At 31.5% G+C, this 21,317-nt stretch carries 15 protein-coding genes and 1 pseudogene; 3 read left to right on the top strand and 13 right to left on the bottom strand.

All coding sequences use genetic code 11. From position 1 onward, the window contains the following. The first annotated feature begins 111 nt into the window (after nucleotides 1–111). Complete coding sequence (locus tag ITB9_RS13340; protein ID WP_028606843.1) at nucleotides 112–1,137, top strand: LacI family DNA-binding transcriptional regulator; 1,026 nt, start codon at nucleotides 112–114, stop codon at nucleotides 1,135–1,137. 8 nt (nucleotides 1,138–1,145) lie between these two features. Here the strand turns inward: ITB9_RS13340 and ITB9_RS13335 are convergent. Together ITB9_RS13335 and ITB9_RS13330 are read right to left on the bottom strand one after the other, a co-directional pair. Continuing rightward, nucleotides 1,146–1,370: pseudogene (locus tag ITB9_RS13335) on the bottom strand (tRNA epoxyqueuosine(34) reductase QueG); the annotation flags it as partial. A gap of 33 nt (nucleotides 1,371–1,403) precedes the next feature. Continuing rightward, nucleotides 1,404–3,821, bottom strand: coding sequence for an erythromycin esterase family protein (locus ITB9_RS13330; protein ID WP_054852624.1), 2,418 nt, complete (start codon nucleotides 3,819–3,821; stop codon nucleotides 1,404–1,406). A 253-nt stretch (nucleotides 3,822–4,074) separates the two neighbouring features. Here ITB9_RS13330 and ITB9_RS13325 point away from each other — a divergent pair, with 253 nt between their 5' ends. Then, nucleotides 4,075–5,742 carry a helix-turn-helix domain-containing protein gene (locus tag ITB9_RS13325; RefSeq protein ID WP_187294277.1) on the top strand — a complete coding sequence of 556 codons (1,668 nt, stop codon included), beginning with the start codon at nucleotides 4,075–4,077 and terminating at the stop codon, nucleotides 5,740–5,742. 1 nt (nucleotide 5,743) lies between these two features. On the opposite strand, the gene queG is transcribed toward ITB9_RS13325, so the two are convergent. From queG to ITB9_RS13270, 11 genes are all read right to left on the bottom strand, one after another. Continuing rightward, a complete protein-coding gene (queG, locus tag ITB9_RS13320; RefSeq protein WP_054852622.1) occupies nucleotides 5,744–6,670 on the bottom strand; it encodes a tRNA epoxyqueuosine(34) reductase QueG in 927 nt (308 codons plus the stop codon). After that, the gene (locus tag ITB9_RS13315; RefSeq protein ID WP_054852621.1) at nucleotides 6,670–7,995 is read right to left on the bottom strand and encodes a cytochrome P450; all 1,326 of its coding nucleotides are present in this window, start codon (nucleotides 7,993–7,995) and stop codon (nucleotides 6,670–6,672) included. The genes queG and ITB9_RS13315 overlap by 1 nt, the downstream gene beginning before the upstream one ends. Before the next feature lie 45 nt (nucleotides 7,996–8,040). Continuing rightward, nucleotides 8,041–9,063 carry a Holliday junction branch migration DNA helicase RuvB gene (ruvB, locus tag ITB9_RS13310; protein ID WP_028289333.1) on the bottom strand — a complete coding sequence of 341 codons (1,023 nt, stop codon included), beginning with the start codon at nucleotides 9,061–9,063 and terminating at the stop codon, nucleotides 8,041–8,043. A 153-nt stretch (nucleotides 9,064–9,216) separates the two neighbouring features. Beyond that, the gene (locus tag ITB9_RS13305; RefSeq protein ID WP_028289334.1) at nucleotides 9,217–11,007 is read right to left on the bottom strand and encodes a cbb3-type cytochrome c oxidase subunit I; all 1,791 of its coding nucleotides are present in this window, start codon (nucleotides 11,005–11,007) and stop codon (nucleotides 9,217–9,219) included. A gap of 34 nt (nucleotides 11,008–11,041) precedes the next feature. Then, entirely contained in the window at nucleotides 11,042–12,118 is a 1,077-nt protein-coding gene (locus ITB9_RS13300) for a cytochrome c oxidase subunit II (protein WP_028289335.1), read from the bottom strand. A gap of 30 nt (nucleotides 12,119–12,148) precedes the next feature. Beyond that, entirely contained in the window at nucleotides 12,149–13,534 is a 1,386-nt protein-coding gene (locus ITB9_RS13295) for a hypothetical protein (RefSeq protein WP_054852620.1), read from the bottom strand. 27 nt (nucleotides 13,535–13,561) lie between these two features. Then, complete coding sequence (locus ITB9_RS13290) at nucleotides 13,562–14,119, bottom strand: cytochrome c (RefSeq protein WP_054852619.1); 558 nt, start codon at nucleotides 14,117–14,119, stop codon at nucleotides 13,562–13,564. Between the two features lie 9 nt (nucleotides 14,120–14,128). Continuing rightward, nucleotides 14,129–14,659, bottom strand: coding sequence for a DUF3341 domain-containing protein (locus ITB9_RS13285; RefSeq protein WP_028289338.1), 531 nt, complete (start codon nucleotides 14,657–14,659; stop codon nucleotides 14,129–14,131). 3 nt (nucleotides 14,660–14,662) lie between these two features. Next, nucleotides 14,663–16,120 (bottom strand): NrfD/PsrC family molybdoenzyme membrane anchor subunit, encoded by a 1,458-nt coding sequence (gene nrfD, locus ITB9_RS13280; protein ID WP_054852618.1) that lies wholly within the window; start codon nucleotides 16,118–16,120, stop codon nucleotides 14,663–14,665. A 34-nt stretch (nucleotides 16,121–16,154) separates the two neighbouring features. Further along, nucleotides 16,155–19,271 (bottom strand): TAT-variant-translocated molybdopterin oxidoreductase, encoded by a 3,117-nt coding sequence (locus ITB9_RS13275; protein WP_054852617.1) that lies wholly within the window; start codon nucleotides 19,269–19,271, stop codon nucleotides 16,155–16,157. Nucleotides 19,272–19,346: 75 nt separating this feature from the next. Continuing rightward, entirely contained in the window at nucleotides 19,347–20,651 is a 1,305-nt protein-coding gene (locus ITB9_RS13270; protein ID WP_054852626.1) for a c-type cytochrome, read from the bottom strand. A 212-nt stretch (nucleotides 20,652–20,863) separates the two neighbouring features. Between ITB9_RS13270 and ITB9_RS13265 the strand changes: the two genes are divergently transcribed. After that, the gene (locus ITB9_RS13265) at nucleotides 20,864–21,256 is read left to right on the top strand and encodes an SPOR domain-containing protein (RefSeq protein ID WP_028289342.1); all 393 of its coding nucleotides are present in this window, start codon (nucleotides 20,864–20,866) and stop codon (nucleotides 21,254–21,256) included. Nucleotides 21,257–21,317 lie beyond the last annotated feature (61 nt).

The following is a 21,317-nucleotide window of genomic DNA, read 5'->3' as shown; positions in this document are numbered from 1 at the left end:
ATACCTTAAAATTATTAATTAGTTAAATCGAAACGTTTCAGATTTAACGAAAACGATTTCGATTAATAATTACTATATTAGATTTTAGAATTACATTTATAAAAAAATTGCATGAAACCTGCTACTCTTAAAGATATCGCTGAAACTTTAAATATTTCTATAACAACTGTTTCTAAAGCATTAAAAAATTACCCTGATGTTAGTAAAAAAACTAGAAAACTTGTAAGAGAAACAGCTGCTACATTAAATTATAAACCTAATGCATTCGCTGTTAATTTAAGGACAAAAGAGTCTAAAACTATTGGTCTAATTATTCCTGAAATAGTACATCACTTTTTCTCAAGTGTAATTAAAGGCATAATTTCTCAAGCTGAAAAAAAAGGATATTTAGTAATAATATTACAATCTAATGAGTCTTACGAATTAGAAAAACAACAATTAGACTTGTTACTTAATAAACGTGTTGACGGTATTTTAATTTCGCTTGCAAATAGCACTTCAGACTTTAAACATTTGAATGATATTATTGAAAGCGGTACACCTTTAGTTATGTTTGATAAAATTGCAAAACTTGTAAACTGTTCTAAAGTAGTTATTGATGATAGAAAAGCTGCATACATAGCTACACAACATTTAATCGATACAGGCTGTAAACGTGTTGCTCATTTTAGAGGTCCATTATTACCACAAAACTCTATAGACAGGTTTCTTGGTTATAAAAAAGCTTTATTAGATAATGGTTTTGATTATGACCCAAGTTTAGTATATACATGTTCATGTGATGATATGAGTTTTAACGAAGGTAAAGCTAATGCTGCAAAATTATTAGAAGACCATAATGATGTTGACGGTATCTTTATTAATACAGATATGGTTGCTATAGGAGCAATTACAGAGTTTAATAAACGTGGAGTAAAAGTTCCTGAAGACATTTCTGTAGTGGGATTTAGTAATTGGTTTATGTCATCTGCCATAACACCATCACTAACAACTATAGATCAACCTGGATTTAAAATGGGAAAAATGGCTTTTAAACAATTATATAAAGAGCTTAAGGCTAATAAAAATAATAAAGTTATACACCCTAAGATTATAGAACTAAAAACCAGTTTAGTTAAAAGAAACTCGACAAAATAAAAAATAATTTATTTTAAAAACTCAATATTTCGTTTTAATCCAGAAAATTTAGTGAGTTTTACAGCAGATTTTTGAAACACTTTTTTAAAAACATCTTCAGTAATTTCATCCCAATCTTTTTTAGTCATATCTAACAATTCTGGATGCGGATTAAATAATGGTTCATTAAGTGCTTTTGAAAATTTATTCCATGAGCTCATATCATGGTAAACCTCACAACCAAACCTAAAATCAATAATATATATTTGGTTGCGAGTGTTATCAATCTAATTTTTACCGTTTATTTTTTTGTATAATGTATTAGAGAATGAATCCCAGAAATCTTTATTAAATTTTACTCTGCGCAATATTGTTTCATTTTGATGGTGATGATCATAATCAATGACTTCTACATCCTGACTTTTAACATCAAAAAGTGAAGAATCTTCGCTAAACATGTAATAATATAATTTGCCTTTATTATTTTTATATTCTAAATATGATTTGTTAAAAAATTCGTGTCCATAATATTTACCATCATTGTGCTTATTGTAAACACAAGTATTTTCTTCTTTAATTTTTACTTCTTCCAGTTTTCCTGAATATTGCATTCTTGTGTCATAAAACCCATATTTTTCTATATCTGTTTTTGTCAAAGTTGTTTCCCAATTTTCAATGATTTTAACAATTGAAAAATCTTCTTTATTAATATAGATTTTACCACTATAGTTAGTAGGGTAACCACGATTTGTATAATTCCATTTATTTCTATTTGTTTTAAATTGTATAACATAAAGACCTTCGTAATCAGGGTTTTTAGATTTTATAAATTCCAAATCAAATTTCTTATATTTTCTACGATGGACTATATTTGAATATCTTAAAGCATTCTGTCTGTATCTCCCTAAAAGTTGATGCGTATTTTTAATTTTATTTCCAAAATCATTTTTATTCCACTTTATTTGATCGACTCTTCCTGTTGATCTGTTAAGCTGCCTATAACCTTGGTCATATTCTTTTCTTAATAGATCAATATCTAATATATCTTTATCATTAATATTAATTTTAACCTTGGTATATTTTTGATAGTTAAAAGGTGTCGTTGGATTATTATTTTTTATATTTCTTACAGCTATTTTCATTACTGAAAGCGGTGTTTTATAAGCTTTTATAACTACCTCTTCTAGACTTTCCACACTCGGATTTAAATATATAATATCACTTAGCATATTTAGAGGAATTGTTTTGGGTGTAAATCCCATAGAAGAAATATCCACAATGGCATCTTTTTTCATTTGTTTAGAAATAGGTATGGCAAAATTGCCATTTATATCACACACTCTGTAGATTTCTTGTTTTTTTAATATGACAGTTGCATAAGGAATGGCTGCTTTAGTTTCTAAATCTATTACTTTACCTTTAAATATTGTATTTTCTGTCTTTTTTCTAATTATTTTATTTTCTTTTTGTAACGAATCTAATACTACTGCCTCATATTGATTGTTAATGGTTGATTTTGCTATATAAGGCTCTGAATCTTTAGCGTGTTTCATAAAAATATAACCATCATGTAATTGGTCTAATCTACTTTCATAAAAGTTTAAATAACTAACTAAGCGATTTTTTCTCTGAATTTTCATTGATTCTTGGTTAGAGCTCACAAAAAGGTTAGGGATACCTAAATCGACCAATTCATTTTCAAAAGACTTCATCAAAATAGGCGTTTTACTCCACTTTTTTCTGTATGAAATAGAATCATTTGCATGTAATGTTGCTAAACTATATACGTCATTTCCTAAGCTATTTTTTATATGATTTCCCATTGATACAAATTTTTGAGATTTAGAATCTTTAATACTAGCAGTACTATTTATTATATGAATATTGTCTGCCCACAGTATTATTTTCTCACTAGGATAACGTTCTATATAGCTCAAGATATTATCGCTCATTTGTGCATCTCTAATATTATGTTCTGGAGACAAAAAATCATAAGATGGTGCTTCTTTTGTATTTACATAGGCATCTCTAGAGGCTGCCAAAACGCCTTTTAAAAATTGTAACCAATAATAATTAAGTTCTGTATTCTTAAAACTTTCTATCTTTTTTATAATACGTTTTAATTCTTTTTCATAGATTGAAAATTTCATATCATATTCTTCAAAAGAGTTGTCATTTAAAACGCCTTCCAAAACAATAGCCATATCTTCTTCGTCAAGTTTAATTTTTATATTATTACTCTCACAAAAATCAAAGAAATCATCTATAAATTCGTTGGTGTAAGAAATCTGAGAATCAAATCCTATGACTTTTAATTGGTGCTTATCTATATAATTAACAAGACGTTGAAATTCTTTAGTTTTAGACCATACTCCATAAACAGCTTTATTAAAATCTACAGGATTGAAATTTTGATGTAGATTTTTTTTCCATAAATCATACATCGATGATTCCATAGCAAATGTTGTAAATCCTAATTCTTTATGAAGATATTCTACAACCCGTGTTTTCATTTCAAAAATAGTTCCGTATTGATGAGTAAGTTCTCCCAACATGACCATTTTTCTGTCTTTAATTTCCTCTTTTAAAAAACTTAAATCGTCATTATTTTTTGAATTTGATACATTCAACTTTTCTATTTTTAGCGTTTGAGCATTATGAAATTGCAGACTAAAAAAAAACATTATTACTAAAATTGTTCTCATATATATTGTTTTTATTTTGAACAAATCTAAAACGAATAATCAGTAGTATACAAAAGAACTAAATGTGTTTTCTATGAAAACGCAGAACAAAAACGCCACACATATAACTGAAAATTAAACGATTACAACTACACTGTTTTTTCACACTGTTATTAACTATATTTAGATATTTTTGTACCTTAATAAAGTTTTAATGGCTCTTTTTAAAACCTCAAAGCATATCAAAATAATTATATCAATAGGTCTGTTCTTTATGATTATTCAATCATATGCACAATCTTTGCCCACAATAGACTCTTTAGTAAACAAAAGTTATATTTATTTAGAAAAAATCTATTATACAAAAGAATATACTGACTCAGGAAAAAAATATTTGAATGCTTATATTAGAAAAGCAAAATTAGAAGATAATATAATAGAAATTATTACAGGTTATCATCTATATGCAGACTATTATGATAACACCTATAGTATCGCTACTAAATATATTGATAGTGCCATTACACTTGCTAAAACCAATAAAATTAAAACTAAATCTTATCCTGCAAGATTATATGGTAAAAAAGGTTATATAGAGCGTGTAGAAGGTAATTTTAAACGAGCTATAGATTATTATTTAAAAGAAATAGAGCTACTATATCCAGAAAACAAAACTCTTATAAACTATAGCAATTATAACATAGGTCTTATTAAAAGGGATTATGGAGATATTGAAGGTGCTAAATCCATTCTTAAAAAAAATTTAGAATATGATATTGAGAAATTAGAAAAGTATCCAAAAGATTATTTAGAGACTTATTTATATACCGTACATGAGTTAGTTAGAACCTATCGTCTAAATAAAGAAATTGATTCAGCTAAGTCATTAAACCTTCAAGAACTAAAAAAAGCAATAAACACTAAAAATTTGGGGTATCTTTTCACTCTTAATGATGGTATAATTGATTGTATTAACAAGGACTATAACAGTAGTATCTCTAAATTAACTCCCATACTATCTAAACTGCACAATTCAAACGATCGTTATAATTTTGAAATATATAATTTAATTGATGCTTATTTATATTTAGGAAAATCTCATGACGCTTTATCAAATGATAAAATGAAACTCTATTATTACAAAAAAATAGACTCATTAGCAGAAGCGACCAATTATCTGACTCCAGAAACCAAAAAGGTCTATTTTAGTTTAGCACTTCATTATAAAAAAAGTGGTAACAATAAAGAACAGCTTAAATATCTTACAAAAGGAATCAAAATTGACAGTATTTTAGACACAAATTATAAATACGTTAATAGTCAACTTGAATCAAATTATGATATTCCTGAACTCATAAAAGAGCAAAAAAAACTTATATCTGTTTTGAAGCAGGAAAATGTTAAATCTTCAAAAAAACAGATTCTATTTTTTAGCCTTTTAATATTAAGTGTTACAGGGTTAGGATATTTTTATTTAAGACAAAAACTTTATAAAAAAAGGTTTAAGGCATTACTTAAAAAAAACGAATCAAATTCAAAAAAGGAAAAAAAACCATCATTAAAAATAAATAAACAACTTCTTAATATACCAGAAGAGACTGCATCACATATTATTTCTAAGCTTAATGAGTTTGAAGAAAATAAATATTTCCTAAAAACAAATTTAACGCTAAATAAATTATCTAAACGTTTTAAAACTAATTCTAAATACCTTGCTATTGTTCTCAAAAACACAAAAGGAAAAGGAGTAAGTCAATATATCAATGATTTACGCATTAATTATGTTATCGTTAAACTTGAAAGTGATATAAAATTTAGAAGATATACTATAAAAGCTATTGCTAAAGAGGTTGGCTTTAATACAGACCAGGCGTTTTCTAAAGCTTTTTATAAAAAAACGGGTATTTACCCATCTTACTTTATTAAAGAGTTAAATAAATAGCCTAGCTATTCAAAAATTTAATATTTCGGGTTAAACCCGAATATTTAGTACGTTTTACAGCCGATTTTTGAAACACCTTTTTAAAAACATCTTCAGTTATTTCTTGCCAATCTTTTTTTGTCATTGTTAATAAATCTGGATCAGGATTAAATAACGGTTGATTATGTGGTTTAGAAAACTTATTCCAAGGACAAACATCCTGACAAACATCACACCCAAAAATCCAATCGTCAAATTTAGATTTCATTGTGTTAGGTAATTGATCTTTAAGTTCAATAGTAAAATAACTAATACATTTACTACCATCTACAACATAAGGATCTACAATTGCTTGTGTTGGACAGGCATCAATGCATGCTGTACATGTACCACAATGGTCTGTTACTGGTGTATCATAATCCAACTCTAAGTCAATAATAAGTTCTGCAATAAAATAAAACGAACCCACTTTTTGAGTTAATAAATTACTGTGTTTACCAATCCAACCTAAACCTGATTTTGCAGCCCAAGCTTTATCTAAAACTGGAGCCGAATCCACAAAAGCACGTCCAGAAACCTCTCCAATATGTTCTTGGATGAATTGTGATAATTGTTTTAATTTAGATTTTATGACATAATGATAATCATACCCATACGCATACTTAGACACTTTATAGGTATCATTTATTTGTTGTTGTTCAGGGTAATAATTTAATAACAATGATATCACAGACTTTGAATCCTCTACTAATTTTGTTGGATCCAAACGCTTGTCAAAATGATTTTGCATGTAATCCATTTGACCATTCATATTGTTGTTTAACCAACGTTCTAATCTTGGCGCTTCTTCTTCTAAAAATTGAGCTTTACTGATACCACAAGACAAAAAACCTAAACGTTTAGCCTCATCCTTAATTAGATTAGTATACTTAGTTTTATTATTAAGCATTAGTCTCTTTTCTGAAAACGTAACAATGCGTTTTTAGGTTTTAATGTAATCAAAGGGGTGATTTCGATAGTTTCAGATTTAGGTTCTATTTTATACTTTTTAAGTAGTTCTGTAACAGCTATAATCATTTCAAACATCGCAAAATTATTACCTATACATTTTCTAGGTCCAGATCCAAAAGGAAAATATTGAGCTGAATACTGACGTCCACCATCTTTAAAACGCTCTGGCAAAAAAGTATCTGGTTGGTCCCAAAGCTTTGGATGTCTATGCATTTCATAAACTGAAAACAATAAATTACTACCAGATTCAAAATGATACTCATTAAAATCATCTGGTTTAATGTTTACTCGGTCTATAAAATAAGCAGGAGGATACAATCGCATAGCTTCTTCTAAAACTTGTTGACAGATTTTTGAGTTAGAAACACGTGTCATTAAATCTGCATCATCGCCTCCTAAAGTTAACCACTCGTTATAGATTTTAACTTGCCATTCAGGATGCATAGCTAATAACTGAAAAGTAAAAGTTAAAGCATTAGAAGTTGTCTCATGTCCAGCTGTAAAAATAATTAATATTTCATCTATTAATTGTTGCTCTGACATACCTTGACCATCATCATATTTGGTCTCTAAAAGCATATCCAACAAATCATCATAACGTTTATTAGAGGCTTTACGATCTGCAACAATACCCTTTAAAATAATTCTAGCCTCTTCAGATAATTTTAAATGCTTTTTTAATTCGCCTCCTGTTTTAAACCACCAACCTAAATAAGGTTGTCTAAGTTCTTTTACTAACATACGTTGATTGGCTTCAGTTATAAACTGAAGACGTTCCATATCTTTGGCTCTAGCTGGTTTGGTAAATAAAGACTTAACTACTGTTTGAAACGCAAGGTCATTTAGTATTGGAAAAAGATCAATAGTTTTGTTGGTAGAAATTTTATTAAATTCTTCTACAATGGTGTCTTGCATACCGCTTAATAAATTCTGCAATTGCTTTTTATGAAAAGCGGGTTGCATCATTTTACGTTGCTTTTTCCATTTATCACCTTCAGAGGTTAATAAACCTTCACCTACATATTTTACTAAATCCTTTGTTTGTATGTTAGACTTAATATAGTTTTTTTGGTTTTTCTGAAGAACATATTGTGCAAAAGCAGCATCACGACAAAAGTATATTTTAGAATTAAAGCTGACATTCAATTTAAAAATATCACCTTTTTCTGTAAAATTCTTATTATGGAAAGGTAATGGGTTTTTTAAAATTTCTAAAGAATGCTTAATGAATTTTAATAACGAAACTTCTGGTATTTTTTTCATTTAAAATATTTAATTCAATTATAAAACTCTAACTATTACAATGTACTAGAATAAACCTCCCTGAGTTGGTCCTTTAATTTTCCCTAAATGTTTATAGGCAAGTTCAGTAACCTCACGTCCTCGTGGTGTACGCATTATAAAACCTTGTTGTATTAAAAAGGGTTCATACACTTCTTCAACCGTTTCTGTACTTTCACTTACAGCGGTTGCAATAGTACTAATACCTACTGGACCACCTTTAAATTTATCGATTATGGTTGACAGAATTTTATTATCCATTTCATCTAAACCATAAGCGTCAACATTAAGGGCTTCTAAGCTATATCTAGCAATTTTAATATCTATACTACCATTCCCTTTTATCTGAGCAAAATCACGTACACGACGTAGTAAAGCGTTGGCTATTCTTGGAGTCCCACGACTACGTCCTGCAATTTCGATTGCTGCTTCCATAGAAATTGGTACATTTAAGATATCTGCACTACGCTGAATGATAGTAGTCAGTAAATCTGTTTTATAATATTGAAGTCTACTTTGGATACCAAAACGTGCTCTCATTGGAGCTGTTAATAAACCTGATCGCGTTGTAGCACCAACTAAAGTAAATGGGTTAAGATTGATTTGAACGGTTCTAGCATTAGGACCAGTTTCAATCATAATATCAATTTTATAGTCTTCCATTGCTGAGTATAAATACTCTTCTACAATTGGACTTAAACGATGGATTTCGTCTATAAAAAGAACATCTCTATCATCAAGGTTAGTTAATAAACCAGCTAAATCACCAGGTTTATCTAATACAGGACCTGATGTAATTTTGATTCCAACTCCCAACTCATTTGCCAATATATTAGCAAGAGTCGTTTTACCTAAACCTGGAGGACCATGAAATAAAGTGTGGTCAAGTGCTTCGTCACGCTTATTAGCTGCCTGAACAAAGATTTGTAGATTTTCCAACACTTGGTCTTGACCTGTAAAATCGTCAAAGGAAAGGGGTCTTAATTGTCTTTCAACATCAAACTCTTCAGGAGAAAAATTATCGTTAGTTGGATCTAGGTTTTCGTTCATAATATTTTCGCGAAAGCGTAATAGAATTAATAATATTGTGCAAACAGTTTTAGATTAATAATAAACTGTTTAATAAAGTGTATAAACAAATATAAAGAAAAAGCCTTTCTGATTAAACAGAAAGGCTTTTCAATATTATATATAGATGTAAATCTAGTGTTGTAATTCTTCTTCTCCTTCTTTTAAAGGTATATTTTGAGGTACAAAGTCTTCAACATGACCTGGTTTACTGTAGTCATAAGCCCATCTATGTACTTGAGGAATAGCTCCTGGCCAGTTACCATGTACATGCTCTACTGGAGTTGTCCACTCCAAAGTGTTTGATCTCCATGGGTTTTGTTCTGCTTTCTTACCGTAGAAAATACTAGCAAAGAAATTATATAGGAATACTACTTGGAAAATACTTCCAATAATAGCAAACATTGTAATAACAACATTTACACTAGCTAAATCATCAAATAATGGAAAGTTAGTATTAGTATAATAACGTCTTGGTAATCCAGCCATACCAATGAAATGCATTGGGAAAAATACACCATAAGCACAAACAGCTGTAATCCAGAAGTGAACATAACCTAAGTTTTTGTTCATCATACGTCCAAACATTTTAGGGAACCAGTGGTATACACCAGCAAAGAAACCATATAATGCAGAGATACCCATTACTAAGTGGAAGTGAGCCACAACAAAGTAAGTATCATGAACGTTAATATCTAAAGCACTATCACCTAAGATAATTCCAGTTAATCCACCTGTTATGAAAGTTGAAACTAATCCAATTGAAAACAGCATGGCTGGATTCATTTGGAGGTTACCTTTCCATAGTGTGGTAATATAGTTAAACGCTTTAACTGCTGAAGGAATAGCAATTAATAGTGTTGTGAAAGTAAATACAGATCCTAAGAATGGATTCATTCCTGAGATAAACATGTGGTGTCCCCAAACAATTGTAGATAAAAATGCAATTGCTAAAATTGAAGCTACCATTGCACGATATCCAAAGATTGGTTTACGTGAGTTAGTTGCAATAATCTCTGAGGTAATACCTAATGCTGGTAATAATACAATATATACTTCTGGGTGACCTAAGAACCAAAATAAATGCTCAAATAAAACTGGAGAACCACCTTGGTAGTGTAAAACTTCACCTTGGATAAATATATCAGATAAGAAGAATGATGTACCAAAACTTCTATCCATTATTAATAATAATGCAGCAGATAATAATACAGGGAATGAAACTACACCAATGATTGCTGTAACAAAAAACGCCCAAATCGTTAATGGTAATCTAGTCATAGACATCCCTTTTGTACGAAGATTAATTACAGTTACAACATAATTTAAAGATCCTAATAAAGAGGAAGCGATAAATATTGCCATAGATACTAACCATAATGTCATACCTAAACCTGATCCACCTTGAGCCATAGGTAAAGCACTAAGAGGAGGATAAATTGTCCAACCTGCTGCAGCTGGTCCAGCTTCAACAAAGAAGGAACTAATCATGATTACACTTGATAAAAAGAATAACCAATAAGATACCATGTTTAAAAAACCTGAAGCCATATCTCTGGCACCTATTTGTAACGGAATTAAAAGGTTACTAAATGTACCACTTAAACCTGCAGTAAGTACAAAGAATACCATTATTGTACCATGAATGGTAACTAATGCTAAGTAGATATCTGCACTCATAACTCCATCAGGAGCCCATTTGCCTAATAATGCTTCAAACATTGGATTAGCCTCTTCTGGCCAAGCAATTTGAATACGCATCATTATAGACATCGCTACACCAATAATACCCATTATTAGACCAGTAATTAAATACTGCTTAGCGATCATTTTATGATCTTGACTAAAAATATATTTAGTTATAAATGTTTCTTTATGATGATGACCATGATCGTCATGTCCATGTTCTTCTACGTGTGCTGACATAATCTAAAATCTTTAATTTGAGTTTTCTTTTACCTTAATTTTTTACTAATGAATCTACAAAAAGCTTTTGCTCTTTAATCCATGCATCATATTCTTCTTGTGTTTCTACTACTATTTTCATTTGCATGTTATAGTGTGAAGTACCACAAATTTTATTACATAATAATAAATAATCAAACTCATATGGTTCTAAAGCTTCTTCTCCTTTAGCCATTAATTCTTGACTTTTTTCTTTTCTTATATTATTAATGTTAGCTACCTTATCTTGGATTTCGGCAGTTTCACGCATTTCTGCAGTTGTTTTAGTTGGAGTAAAACTAAACTGAGTAATCATACCTGGAACACAGTTCATTTGTGCTCTAAAGTGAGGCATGTAAGCAGAGTGTAATACATCTTGAGATCTCATTTTAAATAATACAGGCTTACCTACAGGTAAATGTAATTCTTTAACAATAATATCATCTTGTGCGTTTGGATCAGCTTCATCAACACCTAATTCATTAGCTCTATTAATATCAATTAATCTAACGTTTGCTTTACCTAAAGCGTTATCAATACCAGAGTATCTTGCCTTCCAGTTAAATTGTTGTGCATATAGTTCTACAACCATTGGATCAGCATCTTCATCAATATTCATGATACTAGTCCAAGTAAATAGACCTTGTATAATTAAACCTGCTAATACAATTACAGGTATAATAGTCCAGATAGCTTCTAATTTATTGTTATCAGCAAAGAATAAAGCTTTTCTACCTTTTTCTCCTCTATATTTAAATGCGAAATAGTGTAATAAAAACTGTGTGATTGTTTGTACAAAAAAGATAACAATCATTGAGATGATCATTAAGTTATCTATTCCAGGTCCATGCTCTGAAGCCGAATTAGACATTAATGGTAAATCTCCCCATTTCACAAAACAGATAATTGTAATGGCATAGATAAAGATTAAAAATCCTATCATTAAGTAACCGTTAATACGGTTATCGTTATCGTTTGCTACTTGATTATTTTCAGTTGTTTTGCCAGTTTGGGTTAAATCAAAGATTTTAACCATTTGCCAAATAGCGATGAAAATAAATACTAAAACTAAAATTGATAATAAAGTCGTCATTGTTATCGTTCTTCTTTATTTTATTTTTTATTAATAATGGAAATGTTCGCTTTCTTTGATGAAAGGATTTCCTTTAGCTATAAGAGGTTGTTTAGATATAGCATAGAATACTATGAATAAGAATAAACCAGCAAATAATAAGATTGCTCCTATTTCAGGCATACCAATAAACCATCTATCTCCTACAGTTGCAGGCATAATCATATTGAAAACATCAATATAATGTCCAGCTAATATTACAACTCCAGTCATTATTACAAACCAAGGAATACGCTTATAATCACTATTCATTAATAACAATAATGGAAATAAGAAGTTCATAGCAATCATACCAAAGAATGGTAAGTTATAATCGTTAATTCGTGTTACGTAATATGTTACTTCTTCTGGAATATTAGAATACCAAATTAGCATAAATTGAGAGAACCATAAGTAAGTCCAGAAAATACTAAATCCAAACATAAATTTAGCTAAATCATGAATATGGCTGTCATTTACTTGAGATAATAAGCCTTTAGACTTAAGATATATTGTAATCATTGCCATTACAGTGACAGCACAAACCATCATACCTGCAAAAACATACCATCCAAATAAAGTAGAGAACCAGTGAGGGTCAACACTCATAATCCAATCCCATGACATCATTGATTCAGTATATATAAAGAATACTAAAAATGCAGCTGCTATACGAAAAGATTTTTTAAAGTTTCTTTTGTCTCCTTCTGGTGCTTGATCTTGTGCTAGAGAGAATTTACGAGCAAAGAATCTATATAAAGACCATCCACCAATAAAAATTAGACCTCTTATAAGAAAACCAGTAGTATTTAACCATCCTGATTTACCTGCAACCAACTTATCATATTTATCACTTTCAGGATTAACCATTTCATCATTCATCCAAACAAAAATATGGTCACCAGCAAACATTGCGATTGCTAGAACTATTAAGGCTCCAGGTAAAAGATAGTATGTAATACCTTCCATTACTCTAAATAACAATGGAGACCATCCTGCTTGCGCTGCAAATTGAATAGCATAAAAAGCTAGAGCTCCTAAGGCAATCATCATAAAGAAAAATGCTGCCACGTAAAGAGCAGAATAAGGTCTGTTGTGAATTTGATGCATTACATGCTCAGCATGTTCATCTCCATGATCTGCAGTTGCAGAATGAGAATCTGTTTGTCCATGAGAGTCTTCACTAGCATGAGTGTCATGTGCTGCTACTAGAGCATGACTATCTGCTACAGCATGAGCATCACCATGAGAACCATGACTTGCTTCATCAGCTAACATTGCTTTAACATCATCTTTGGTTACATGATGAGATGAGTAATAACTTGTTCCCCATAATACTGCTCCTAAAATGATTAGGATTAGTGAAACTATTTTTAGTCTATTTGAAAGTGTGTACATATCTATATATAAACTTTATCTAAAATCTTATTTTTGTAGGTCTGCCTTTAATTTCATAACATAAGCAACTACTTGCCAACGCTCTTCTTCATTTAAGAAATTAGCATAAGAACCCATTGAGTTTTTACCATAATACATAACGTGATAAATACTACCTGAATTAATAGCTCTACCAGCATCATCGTAGCTAGGCACTCCTAAAATCTTTTCTCTTTTTACTAAGTTACCTTTACCATCTCCTTTATTACCGTGACAAATACCACAGTAAATATTATAAAGTTCTTTAGCTCTTGGCTCGTCAAATTGAGTTGAATCTAGAGGACTTGTAAGTTCTGCTTTAGCTAAGTCATAACCAGCAACATCGTTTGAATATTCAAAAGGTGTGTATCCTCTAGGGATAGTTCCATCAACAGGCAACTGAGCTTCTACTCCGTTTGCAAATGCATCTGACTCCTGATAAGCTTCATAACCTACGGATTCATACATGTTAGGCATGTATTGATAGTTAGGTCGCGAACTTTTGTTACAAGATGTAAAAGTTATAGCTATTAATGCTACTATTGTTATTTTAATTAAATGTTTCATTGTATCTAATTAATGTGCTTTATCTACTACGTTAATCTCTACTGCTCCAGTTTTTGCTAACAGATTGTGTAAATCTTGTTCATTTCCATGAACAGGAATCTCCATTAAGAAGTGGTCATCTGTAGTTCTAGGGTCTGGATTTTCAGCTTGTTTAAAAGGCCACATTTTACTTCTTAAATAAAATGTAATTACCATTAGGTGAGCTGCAAAAAATACTGTTAACTCAAACATAATTGGTACAAATGCAGGTAAATTTTCTAAATAGCTAAAGCTTGGTTTACCACCAATATCTTGTGGCCAATCTTCAATCATAATGAAATTCATCATTAATGTTGCTACAGTTATACCTACACATCCATATAAGAATGCACAAATTGCTAAACGTGTTGGAGCTAATCCCATTGCCTTATCTAGTCCGTGAACTGGAAAAGGAGTATATACTTCTTCGATGTGATGCTTTGCTGCTCTTACTTCTTTAACAGCATGCATTAAAACATCGTCATCGTTATAAATAGCGTGAATTACTTTTGAAGCTTCCATATGCTACTTTAAATTATTTGTTTCTTTATTAATCACATCTGATGTTCTAGCATCAGCACCTGTACCCATTAAACTTTCACCATTTTCTCTAATGTTCTTGTAACGTTGTCCAGATGATTTTAAAATTGTCTTAACTTCTGCTTGAGCAATTACTGGGAAGGTTCTAGAGTATAATAAAAATAATACAAAGAAGAATCCTATAGTACCAATAAATATTCCTATATCAACAAAAGTTGGTGAAAACATAGTCCATGAAGATGGTAAGTAATCTCTGTGTAATGATGTTACAATAATTACGAAACGTTCAAACCACATTCCTATGTTTACTACTATAGATATGAAGAACGAAAACATGATACTTGTACGTAATTTTTTAAACCACATGAATTGAGGTGAAAATACGTTACATGACATCATCATCCAATAAGCCCATGCGTATGGTCCAGTTGCTCTGTTTAAGAAAGCATATTGCTCAAATTCAACACCAGAATACCAAGCAACAAAAAGCTCAGTGATGTAAGCCACACCAACAATAGATCCTGTAAGCATGATTACGATGTTCATTAATTCTATATGTTGCACAGTAATGTAGTCTTCTAGGTGACATACCTTTCTCATAATAATAAGAAGTGTATTTACCATTGCAAATCCTGAAAAAATCGCTCCTGCAACAAAGTAAGGAGGAAAGATAGTAGTGTGCCAACCAGGAATTACAGAGGTAGCAAAGTCAAATGATACAATTGTGTGTACAGAAAGTACTAAAGGAGTCGCTAAACCAGCTAATACTAAAGATACTTCTTCAAAACGTTGCCAATCTTTTGCACGTCCTGTCCATCCAAAACTTAATAAAGCATATATCTTTTTCTGAAAAGGTTTAACAGCTCTATCACGTAGCATGGCAAAGTCAGGTAATAAACCAGTCCACCAGAATACTAATGATACGGATAAATAAGTTGAAATTGCAAATACATCCCAAAGTAGTGGTGAGTTAAAGTTTACCCATAATGAACCAAATTGGTTTGGAATAGGTAATACCCAATATGCTAACCATGGACGACCCATGTGAATAATTGGAAATAAACCTGCTTGAACTACCGAGAAAATTGTCATAGCTTCTGCAGAACGGTTAATTGCCATTCTCCATTTTTGACGGAATAATAATAGTACTGCCGAAATTAATGTTCCTGCGTGACCAATACCAACCCACCAAACGAAGTTAGTAATATCCCAAGCCCAGTTAACTGTTCTGTTTAAACCCCAAGTTCCTATTCCTGTTGAAACAGTATAAATAATACAACCTATTCCCCAAAGAAAAGCTACAAGAGCGATTGAAAAGACAATCCACCATTGTTTGTTAGCTTTACCCTCTACAGGAGCTGCGATATCTACAGTTACATCGTGATACGATTTCTCGCCAGTAACTAAAGGTCTTCTAATAGGTGCTTCGTAATGAGACGCCATAATCCTTTTATAATTGTTTATTAATTAATCTATTTTATGCTTCTGTTGTATTTCTTACTTTAGTATGATACTGAACATTAGGTTTAGTACCAACACTTTCTAATAAGTGATACATACGATCGTCTTTTAAAAGTTTTGCAACTTTACTTTCTTCATCGTTTATATCTCCAAATACCATTGCTCCACTTCCACATGCTGCAGAACAAGCTGTTTGGAACTCACCATCCTTTATCTCACGTCCATCACGTTTAGCATCAAGAATTGTTTTTTGTGTTTTTTGAATACACATAGAACATTTTTCCATTACACCACGAGAACGAACTGTTACGTCTGGATTAATTACCATACGACCTAAATCGTTATTCATGTGGTAATCAAACTCATCGTTACCATTGTATAAGAACCAGTTAAAACGTCTTACTTTATACGGACAGTTGTTTGCACAATATCTTGTACCAACACATCTGTTATACGCCATATGGTTTTGACCTTGTCTTCCATGTGCAGTTGCAGCAACAGGACAAACTGTTTCACAAGGTGCATGGTTACAATGCTGACACATTACAGGTTGGAATGCTACTTGAGGATTATCTGCAGGATCTTCTAATTCTCCGAAACCTCCTAAAGAACCATTATCTCCAAATAAACCAGAGAACCCTTCTTTTTTAGCATCATCCTCTGCAAATGTATCTTCAGATGAATAATATCTATCAATACGTAACCAGTGCATATCACGACTACGTCTTATTTCTTCTTTACCTACGACTGGCACATTATTTTCTGCGTGACATGCTATAACACATGCTCCACATCCTGTACAAGCATTTAAATCTATAGATAAGTTAAAATGATGTCCAATAGAACGATCAAACTCATCCCAAAGATCGACTTCTGGAGATGTTACAGGAGTTTCTTCGTGGTTTAAAGATACCATTGGCACTTCATTCCAGTAATGCTTATCCTTTGTGTTAAAAACCTCTAAAGTAGTTTCTTTAATAATATCTCCACGACCCATTAACGTGTTTTGTAACTGAACACAAGCAAATTCATGCATTCCGTTAGCTGGCTCAATAGAAACACTTTGTACTGTGTCAAAATTAGTATATAATGCATAAGCATTAACACCAGTTTTCATTTCGTCCTTAAGACCAGTCGTTCTACCATAACCAAATGATAAACCAACAGAACCTTTAGCTTGACCTGGTTGAATAATTACTGGTACAGTTAATGGCTGAGCACCTTTAACTTTCAAAGTAACATAACTACCATTTAATGCTCCAGTAGAATCATTTTCATTAATGATATTCCAAGCTTCTGCATCTGCTTTAGATACCGTTAAATAGTTATCCCAAGATGTTCTTGAAATTGGATCTGGAAACTCTTGTAACCATGGGTTATTGGCCTGCTGACCATCTCCCATACCTACCTTTGTATATAACGTTAATTCTGTTCCTGTAGTTTTTGCAGAAGCAGCTAACTCTCTAGCTACATTAGTTCCAGGAACTTCATCAGTAGCAATTTCTTCAACTATTGTTTCTTCTTCAAGAATATTTTCAACTGAAACATTGCTTACATATACACCATCATGTAATGCTTGATTGTAAGAACTACCGTTAAGAATAGAATCTTTCCATGTTGATTTGATATAATCATTTATTGATACTCCATTGTCAGTCCACTTTAATAAAGCTTCTTGAAATTGACGGGTATCAAATAAAGGTCTAATTGTTGGTTGCATTAAAGCAAAATGACCTTTTTTAATTTCAACATCTCCCCAAGACTCTAAATAATGAGGTGCTGCTGCTGTATATTGACTCACTAAAGCTGTTTCGTCTTCCTTAGAAGTAAAAACTATAGATAAAGAAGTTTTCTTTAATCCTTCAGAAAAGTCTTTTGCATTAGGTAAAGTATACATTGGATTAACGCCACTCATGATGACAGCACCAACTTTACCTGCTTTCATATCAGCAATTAAAGTTTGTACTGCTTTGTTATTACCTTGACGCGTTTTAATTGGCGTTTTAGGATCAAAAGCTTTACTTCCTAATTTTTTATTTATTTCTAAAGCAACTGTTTGCGCATTAACATCTTGAATACCAGTTACTACAACCCCATTACTTCCTGCTTTAAGTAATTCTGAAGCTGTTTTTTGAACAGCATCTTTAATTTTTGCAGGTAAAGCATTAGTATTTACAGAGCTACCAACTATTAAACTATGTAGTTGTGCTAAAGCTAACTTTTGTTGAGTAGGAGTTAATGGTACACGCTTATCTGCATTAGCACCAGTTAATGACATATTAGATTCAAACTGAATATGTCTTGACATTTTACCATGGTCAGGCACTCTTTTTGAAGCGTAACCTGCATCAAATCCACCACCTTGCCAATCACCTAAAAAGTCAGCACCAACAGAAACAACAGTCATTGCTTTGGCAAAATCATAATTCGCTAAACCACGTTCTCCATACATTGCTTGATAAGCATCTAAGGCAGCCGACTCTGAAACAGCATCATAAACCACGTGGTTTACATTACCAAACTTTTCAGAAAACTCCGAAATTAATTTAGATGTCGATGGACTAGCATAAGTTTGAGTTAATAAAGTAATTTGTTTACCAGAATCCTTTAAGCTATTTAAAGCATTAATAGTTTCGGTATCAAATTCAGACCAAGCAATTGCTTTATCTCCTTTTTTAGGACCTTGAACTCTTAAGCTATCATATAAATCTAAAACAGAAGCATTAACTCTGGCATTTGCGTGACCATTAGTTGAAGCTAACGTATTGTTTTCAATTTTAATTGGACGACCTTCTCGAGTCTTAACTAAAACACTTGCAAAATCGAAACCATTAGCTATAGTCGTTGCATAATAATTTGCAACACCAGGAACAATACGATCTGGTTGAACTACGTAAGGAATAGATTTAACTACTGGCCCTTCACAAGCAGCTAAAGATGCTGCTGCGGTACTAAAACCAACATATTTTAAGAAATCACGACGTGTTGTTGAAGAACTCTCTAATGTATCTTTATCACCTAAAAACTCATCAGTAGGAATTTCTTGAACAAATTCGTTTTGTTTTAGCGTCTCAACAATAGAACTATCGTTTAGCTCCTCAACACTTTTCCAGTATTTCTTGTTTGATGACATATTATATAATTGAATTTATTTCTTTATTAATTATTTTAATCTCTTCCTTATAAATTAGGAAGTAATCCTATATTGTTAGTAATGACATTTACCACATTCTAAACCTCCCATTTGAGCTGCAGTAAAGTTTTCTTTACCATACTTTTTGTATAACTGCTCGTGGATTTTTGTGTAGTAAGCATTATCCTTTACTTTAACATCTGTCTCTCTGTGACAGTTAATACACCATCCCATAGTTAAAGGTGCATGCTGTGACATAATTTCCATTTCTTCAACAGGACCATGACAAGTTTGACACTCAACACCTCCAACAACTACGTGCTGCGAGTGATTGAAATAAGCAAAATCTGGCAATTTATGAATTTGGATCCATTTTACTGGAGAGCTTTCTCCTGTATATTTTTGTTCAGCATCATCCCAACCAACTGCTTTATATAATTTCTTAATTTCAGCATTATAATTCACACCATATTCTGCTAATCCTTCAGCTTGAGTTTCTGGAGCAACTTCATAAATTGATTTATGACAATTCATACATACGTTTAAAGACGGTATACCTGAATGCTTACTTACTCTTGCAGAAGAGTGACAGTATTTACAATCTATACCATTATCTCCAGCGTGAATTCTGTGAGAATAATGTATTGGCTGTATTGGTTCGTAACCTTGGTTAACTCCAACTTGCATTAAGAAACCGTAAACAAAATATGCACTCGCTAACATCAAAACAACAACTGAAACTAAAACCAAAAACTGATTTTGAGCAAAAGCCTTCCATAGCGGAGTACGTTTTGAAGATTGAGGTAACTCAACACCTTTTGCTTCAGCAAAACGACGTAAAGTTTTATTCACTAAAAATAATGCTGCTGCCAACAAAGCAAACAACACACCTAAAGCACCAAGGATTAATTTATTTGAAATCCCACCTTCTCCCGAAGTAGTACTACCACCTCCATCAATATCTACTGGAGGTTTTGGCGGAGCTGGAGCTTCAGAAGCTGTATAGGCTAAGATATTATCAATATCCGCATTTGTTAACGTTGGAAACGCACTCATTGCAGCTCCATTAAACTCGTTATAAATCTTGTTTGCGTAAGCATCTCCAGATTTGATAAGTCCGGCACTGTTTTTTATCCATTTGTACAACCACTCTCTATCCAATCCCTCAGTATCTGCTAAACGAGCCTCTACATTACGTAAAGCTGGACCTGTCATTTTCTTGTCTAGCTTATGACAAGCTATACAGTTTGCATTAAACAATGCTTTACCAGTAACAGCGTCGCCATCTTGTGCGAAAAGAGAGGTTGAGAGTGTTAGTAAAAAAATTAAGCTTAAACTAAGAGTGTTGCGACTTAACTTACGGTGAATCACCTGTTTCATATTATATATTGAATTTACTTCTAAACTTTGGTATGGTTTTTTCATCTATTTTAATAAAATACAGTTCAAAAAACGTTTAGCAAAAGTAATACTTAAAGTCGATTTTAGAAATCTTAAAGAAGTCTTAATTGCTAATTTAGAGATATTCTAAATAACAAATTATATCGCTTTTACGTTTAATACTTATACATTTGCAATAAATATACTAAAATATGATGATTACACAAATAAAAACCTATTATCTAAGTGCCTTAATCACAATATGTTTTTCAACATTTACAATTGCTCAACAAGGGACAGTAGTAGTCAATGAAGATCCTTCAATACCCAAATTACTTGAGATTAAAAAAGACATTAATAAAGATGATAATAATAGCGATAGATATAAAATTCAGATTTATTCTGGAAGCGTAAGTAAAGCTGAAAGCACTAAGTCTAAATTTGATAATTCAATTGGTATATGGAAATCTCAGTTAACTTTTGAATCACCAGATTATAAAGTGTGGGTAGGAAATTTTAGAACAAGATTAGAGGCTGAACGTGCTTTGTTAGATGTTCAAAAAAAGTTTAAAGATGCTTTTATTTTTAAACCAAAAAAGGATTAAAGTCTTAAATATTTATAATTAAAATAAAAAAAAGNNTTTCATATAATCGACTTTTTTATGA

Origin of the sequence: Olleya sp. ITB9, assembly GCF_001315805.1 — a bacterium.
GTDB lineage: Bacteria > Bacteroidota > Bacteroidia > Flavobacteriales > Flavobacteriaceae > Olleya > Olleya sediminilitoris.
The sequence above is the reverse complement of the archived record's forward strand: the minus strand, read 5'-3'. Positions and strand labels throughout refer to the sequence as shown.

Bases quoted from the DNA above. Each gene is read 5' to 3' on its own strand.
- ITB9_RS13305 (WP_028289334.1), bottom strand. From the start codon at position 11,007: ATGTCAGCACACGTAGAAGAACATGGACATGACGATCATGGTCATCAT.
- ITB9_RS13295 (WP_054852620.1), bottom strand. From the start codon at position 13,534: ATGTACACACTTTCAAATAGACTAAAAATAGTTTCACTAATCCTAATC.
- ITB9_RS13270 (WP_054852626.1), bottom strand. From the start codon at position 20,651: ATGAAACAGGTGATTCACCGTAAGTTAAGTCGCAACACTCTTAGTTTA.
- ITB9_RS13290 (WP_054852619.1), bottom strand. From the start codon at position 14,119: ATGAAACATTTAATTAAAATAACAATAGTAGCATTAATAGCTATAACT.
- ITB9_RS13285 (WP_028289338.1), bottom strand. From the start codon at position 14,659: ATGGAAGCTTCAAAAGTAATTCACGCTATTTATAACGATGACGATGTT.
- ITB9_RS13330 (WP_054852624.1), bottom strand. From the start codon at position 3,821: ATGAGAACAATTTTAGTAATAATGTTTTTTTTTAGTCTGCAATTTCAT.
- ITB9_RS13275 (WP_054852617.1), bottom strand. From the start codon at position 19,271: ATGTCATCAAACAAGAAATACTGGAAAAGTGTTGAGGAGCTAAACGAT.
- ITB9_RS13340 (WP_028606843.1), top strand. From the start codon at position 112: ATGAAACCTGCTACTCTTAAAGATATCGCTGAAACTTTAAATATTTCT.
- ITB9_RS13265 (WP_028289342.1), top strand. From the start codon at position 20,864: ATGATGATTACACAAATAAAAACCTATTATCTAAGTGCCTTAATCACA.
- nrfD (WP_054852618.1), bottom strand. From the start codon at position 16,120: ATGGCGTCTCATTACGAAGCACCTATTAGAAGACCTTTAGTTACTGGC.
- ITB9_RS13300 (WP_028289335.1), bottom strand. From the start codon at position 12,118: ATGACGACTTTATTATCAATTTTAGTTTTAGTATTTATTTTCATCGCT.
- queG (WP_054852622.1), bottom strand. From the start codon at position 6,670: ATGCTTAATAATAAAACTAAGTATACTAATCTAATTAAGGATGAGGCT.
- ITB9_RS13325 (WP_187294277.1), top strand. From the start codon at position 4,075: ATGATTATTCAATCATATGCACAATCTTTGCCCACAATAGACTCTTTA.
- ITB9_RS13315 (WP_054852621.1), bottom strand. From the start codon at position 7,995: ATGAAAAAAATACCAGAAGTTTCGTTATTAAAATTCATTAAGCATTCT.
- ruvB (WP_028289333.1), bottom strand. From the start codon at position 9,063: ATGAACGAAAACCTAGATCCAACTAACGATAATTTTTCTCCTGAAGAG.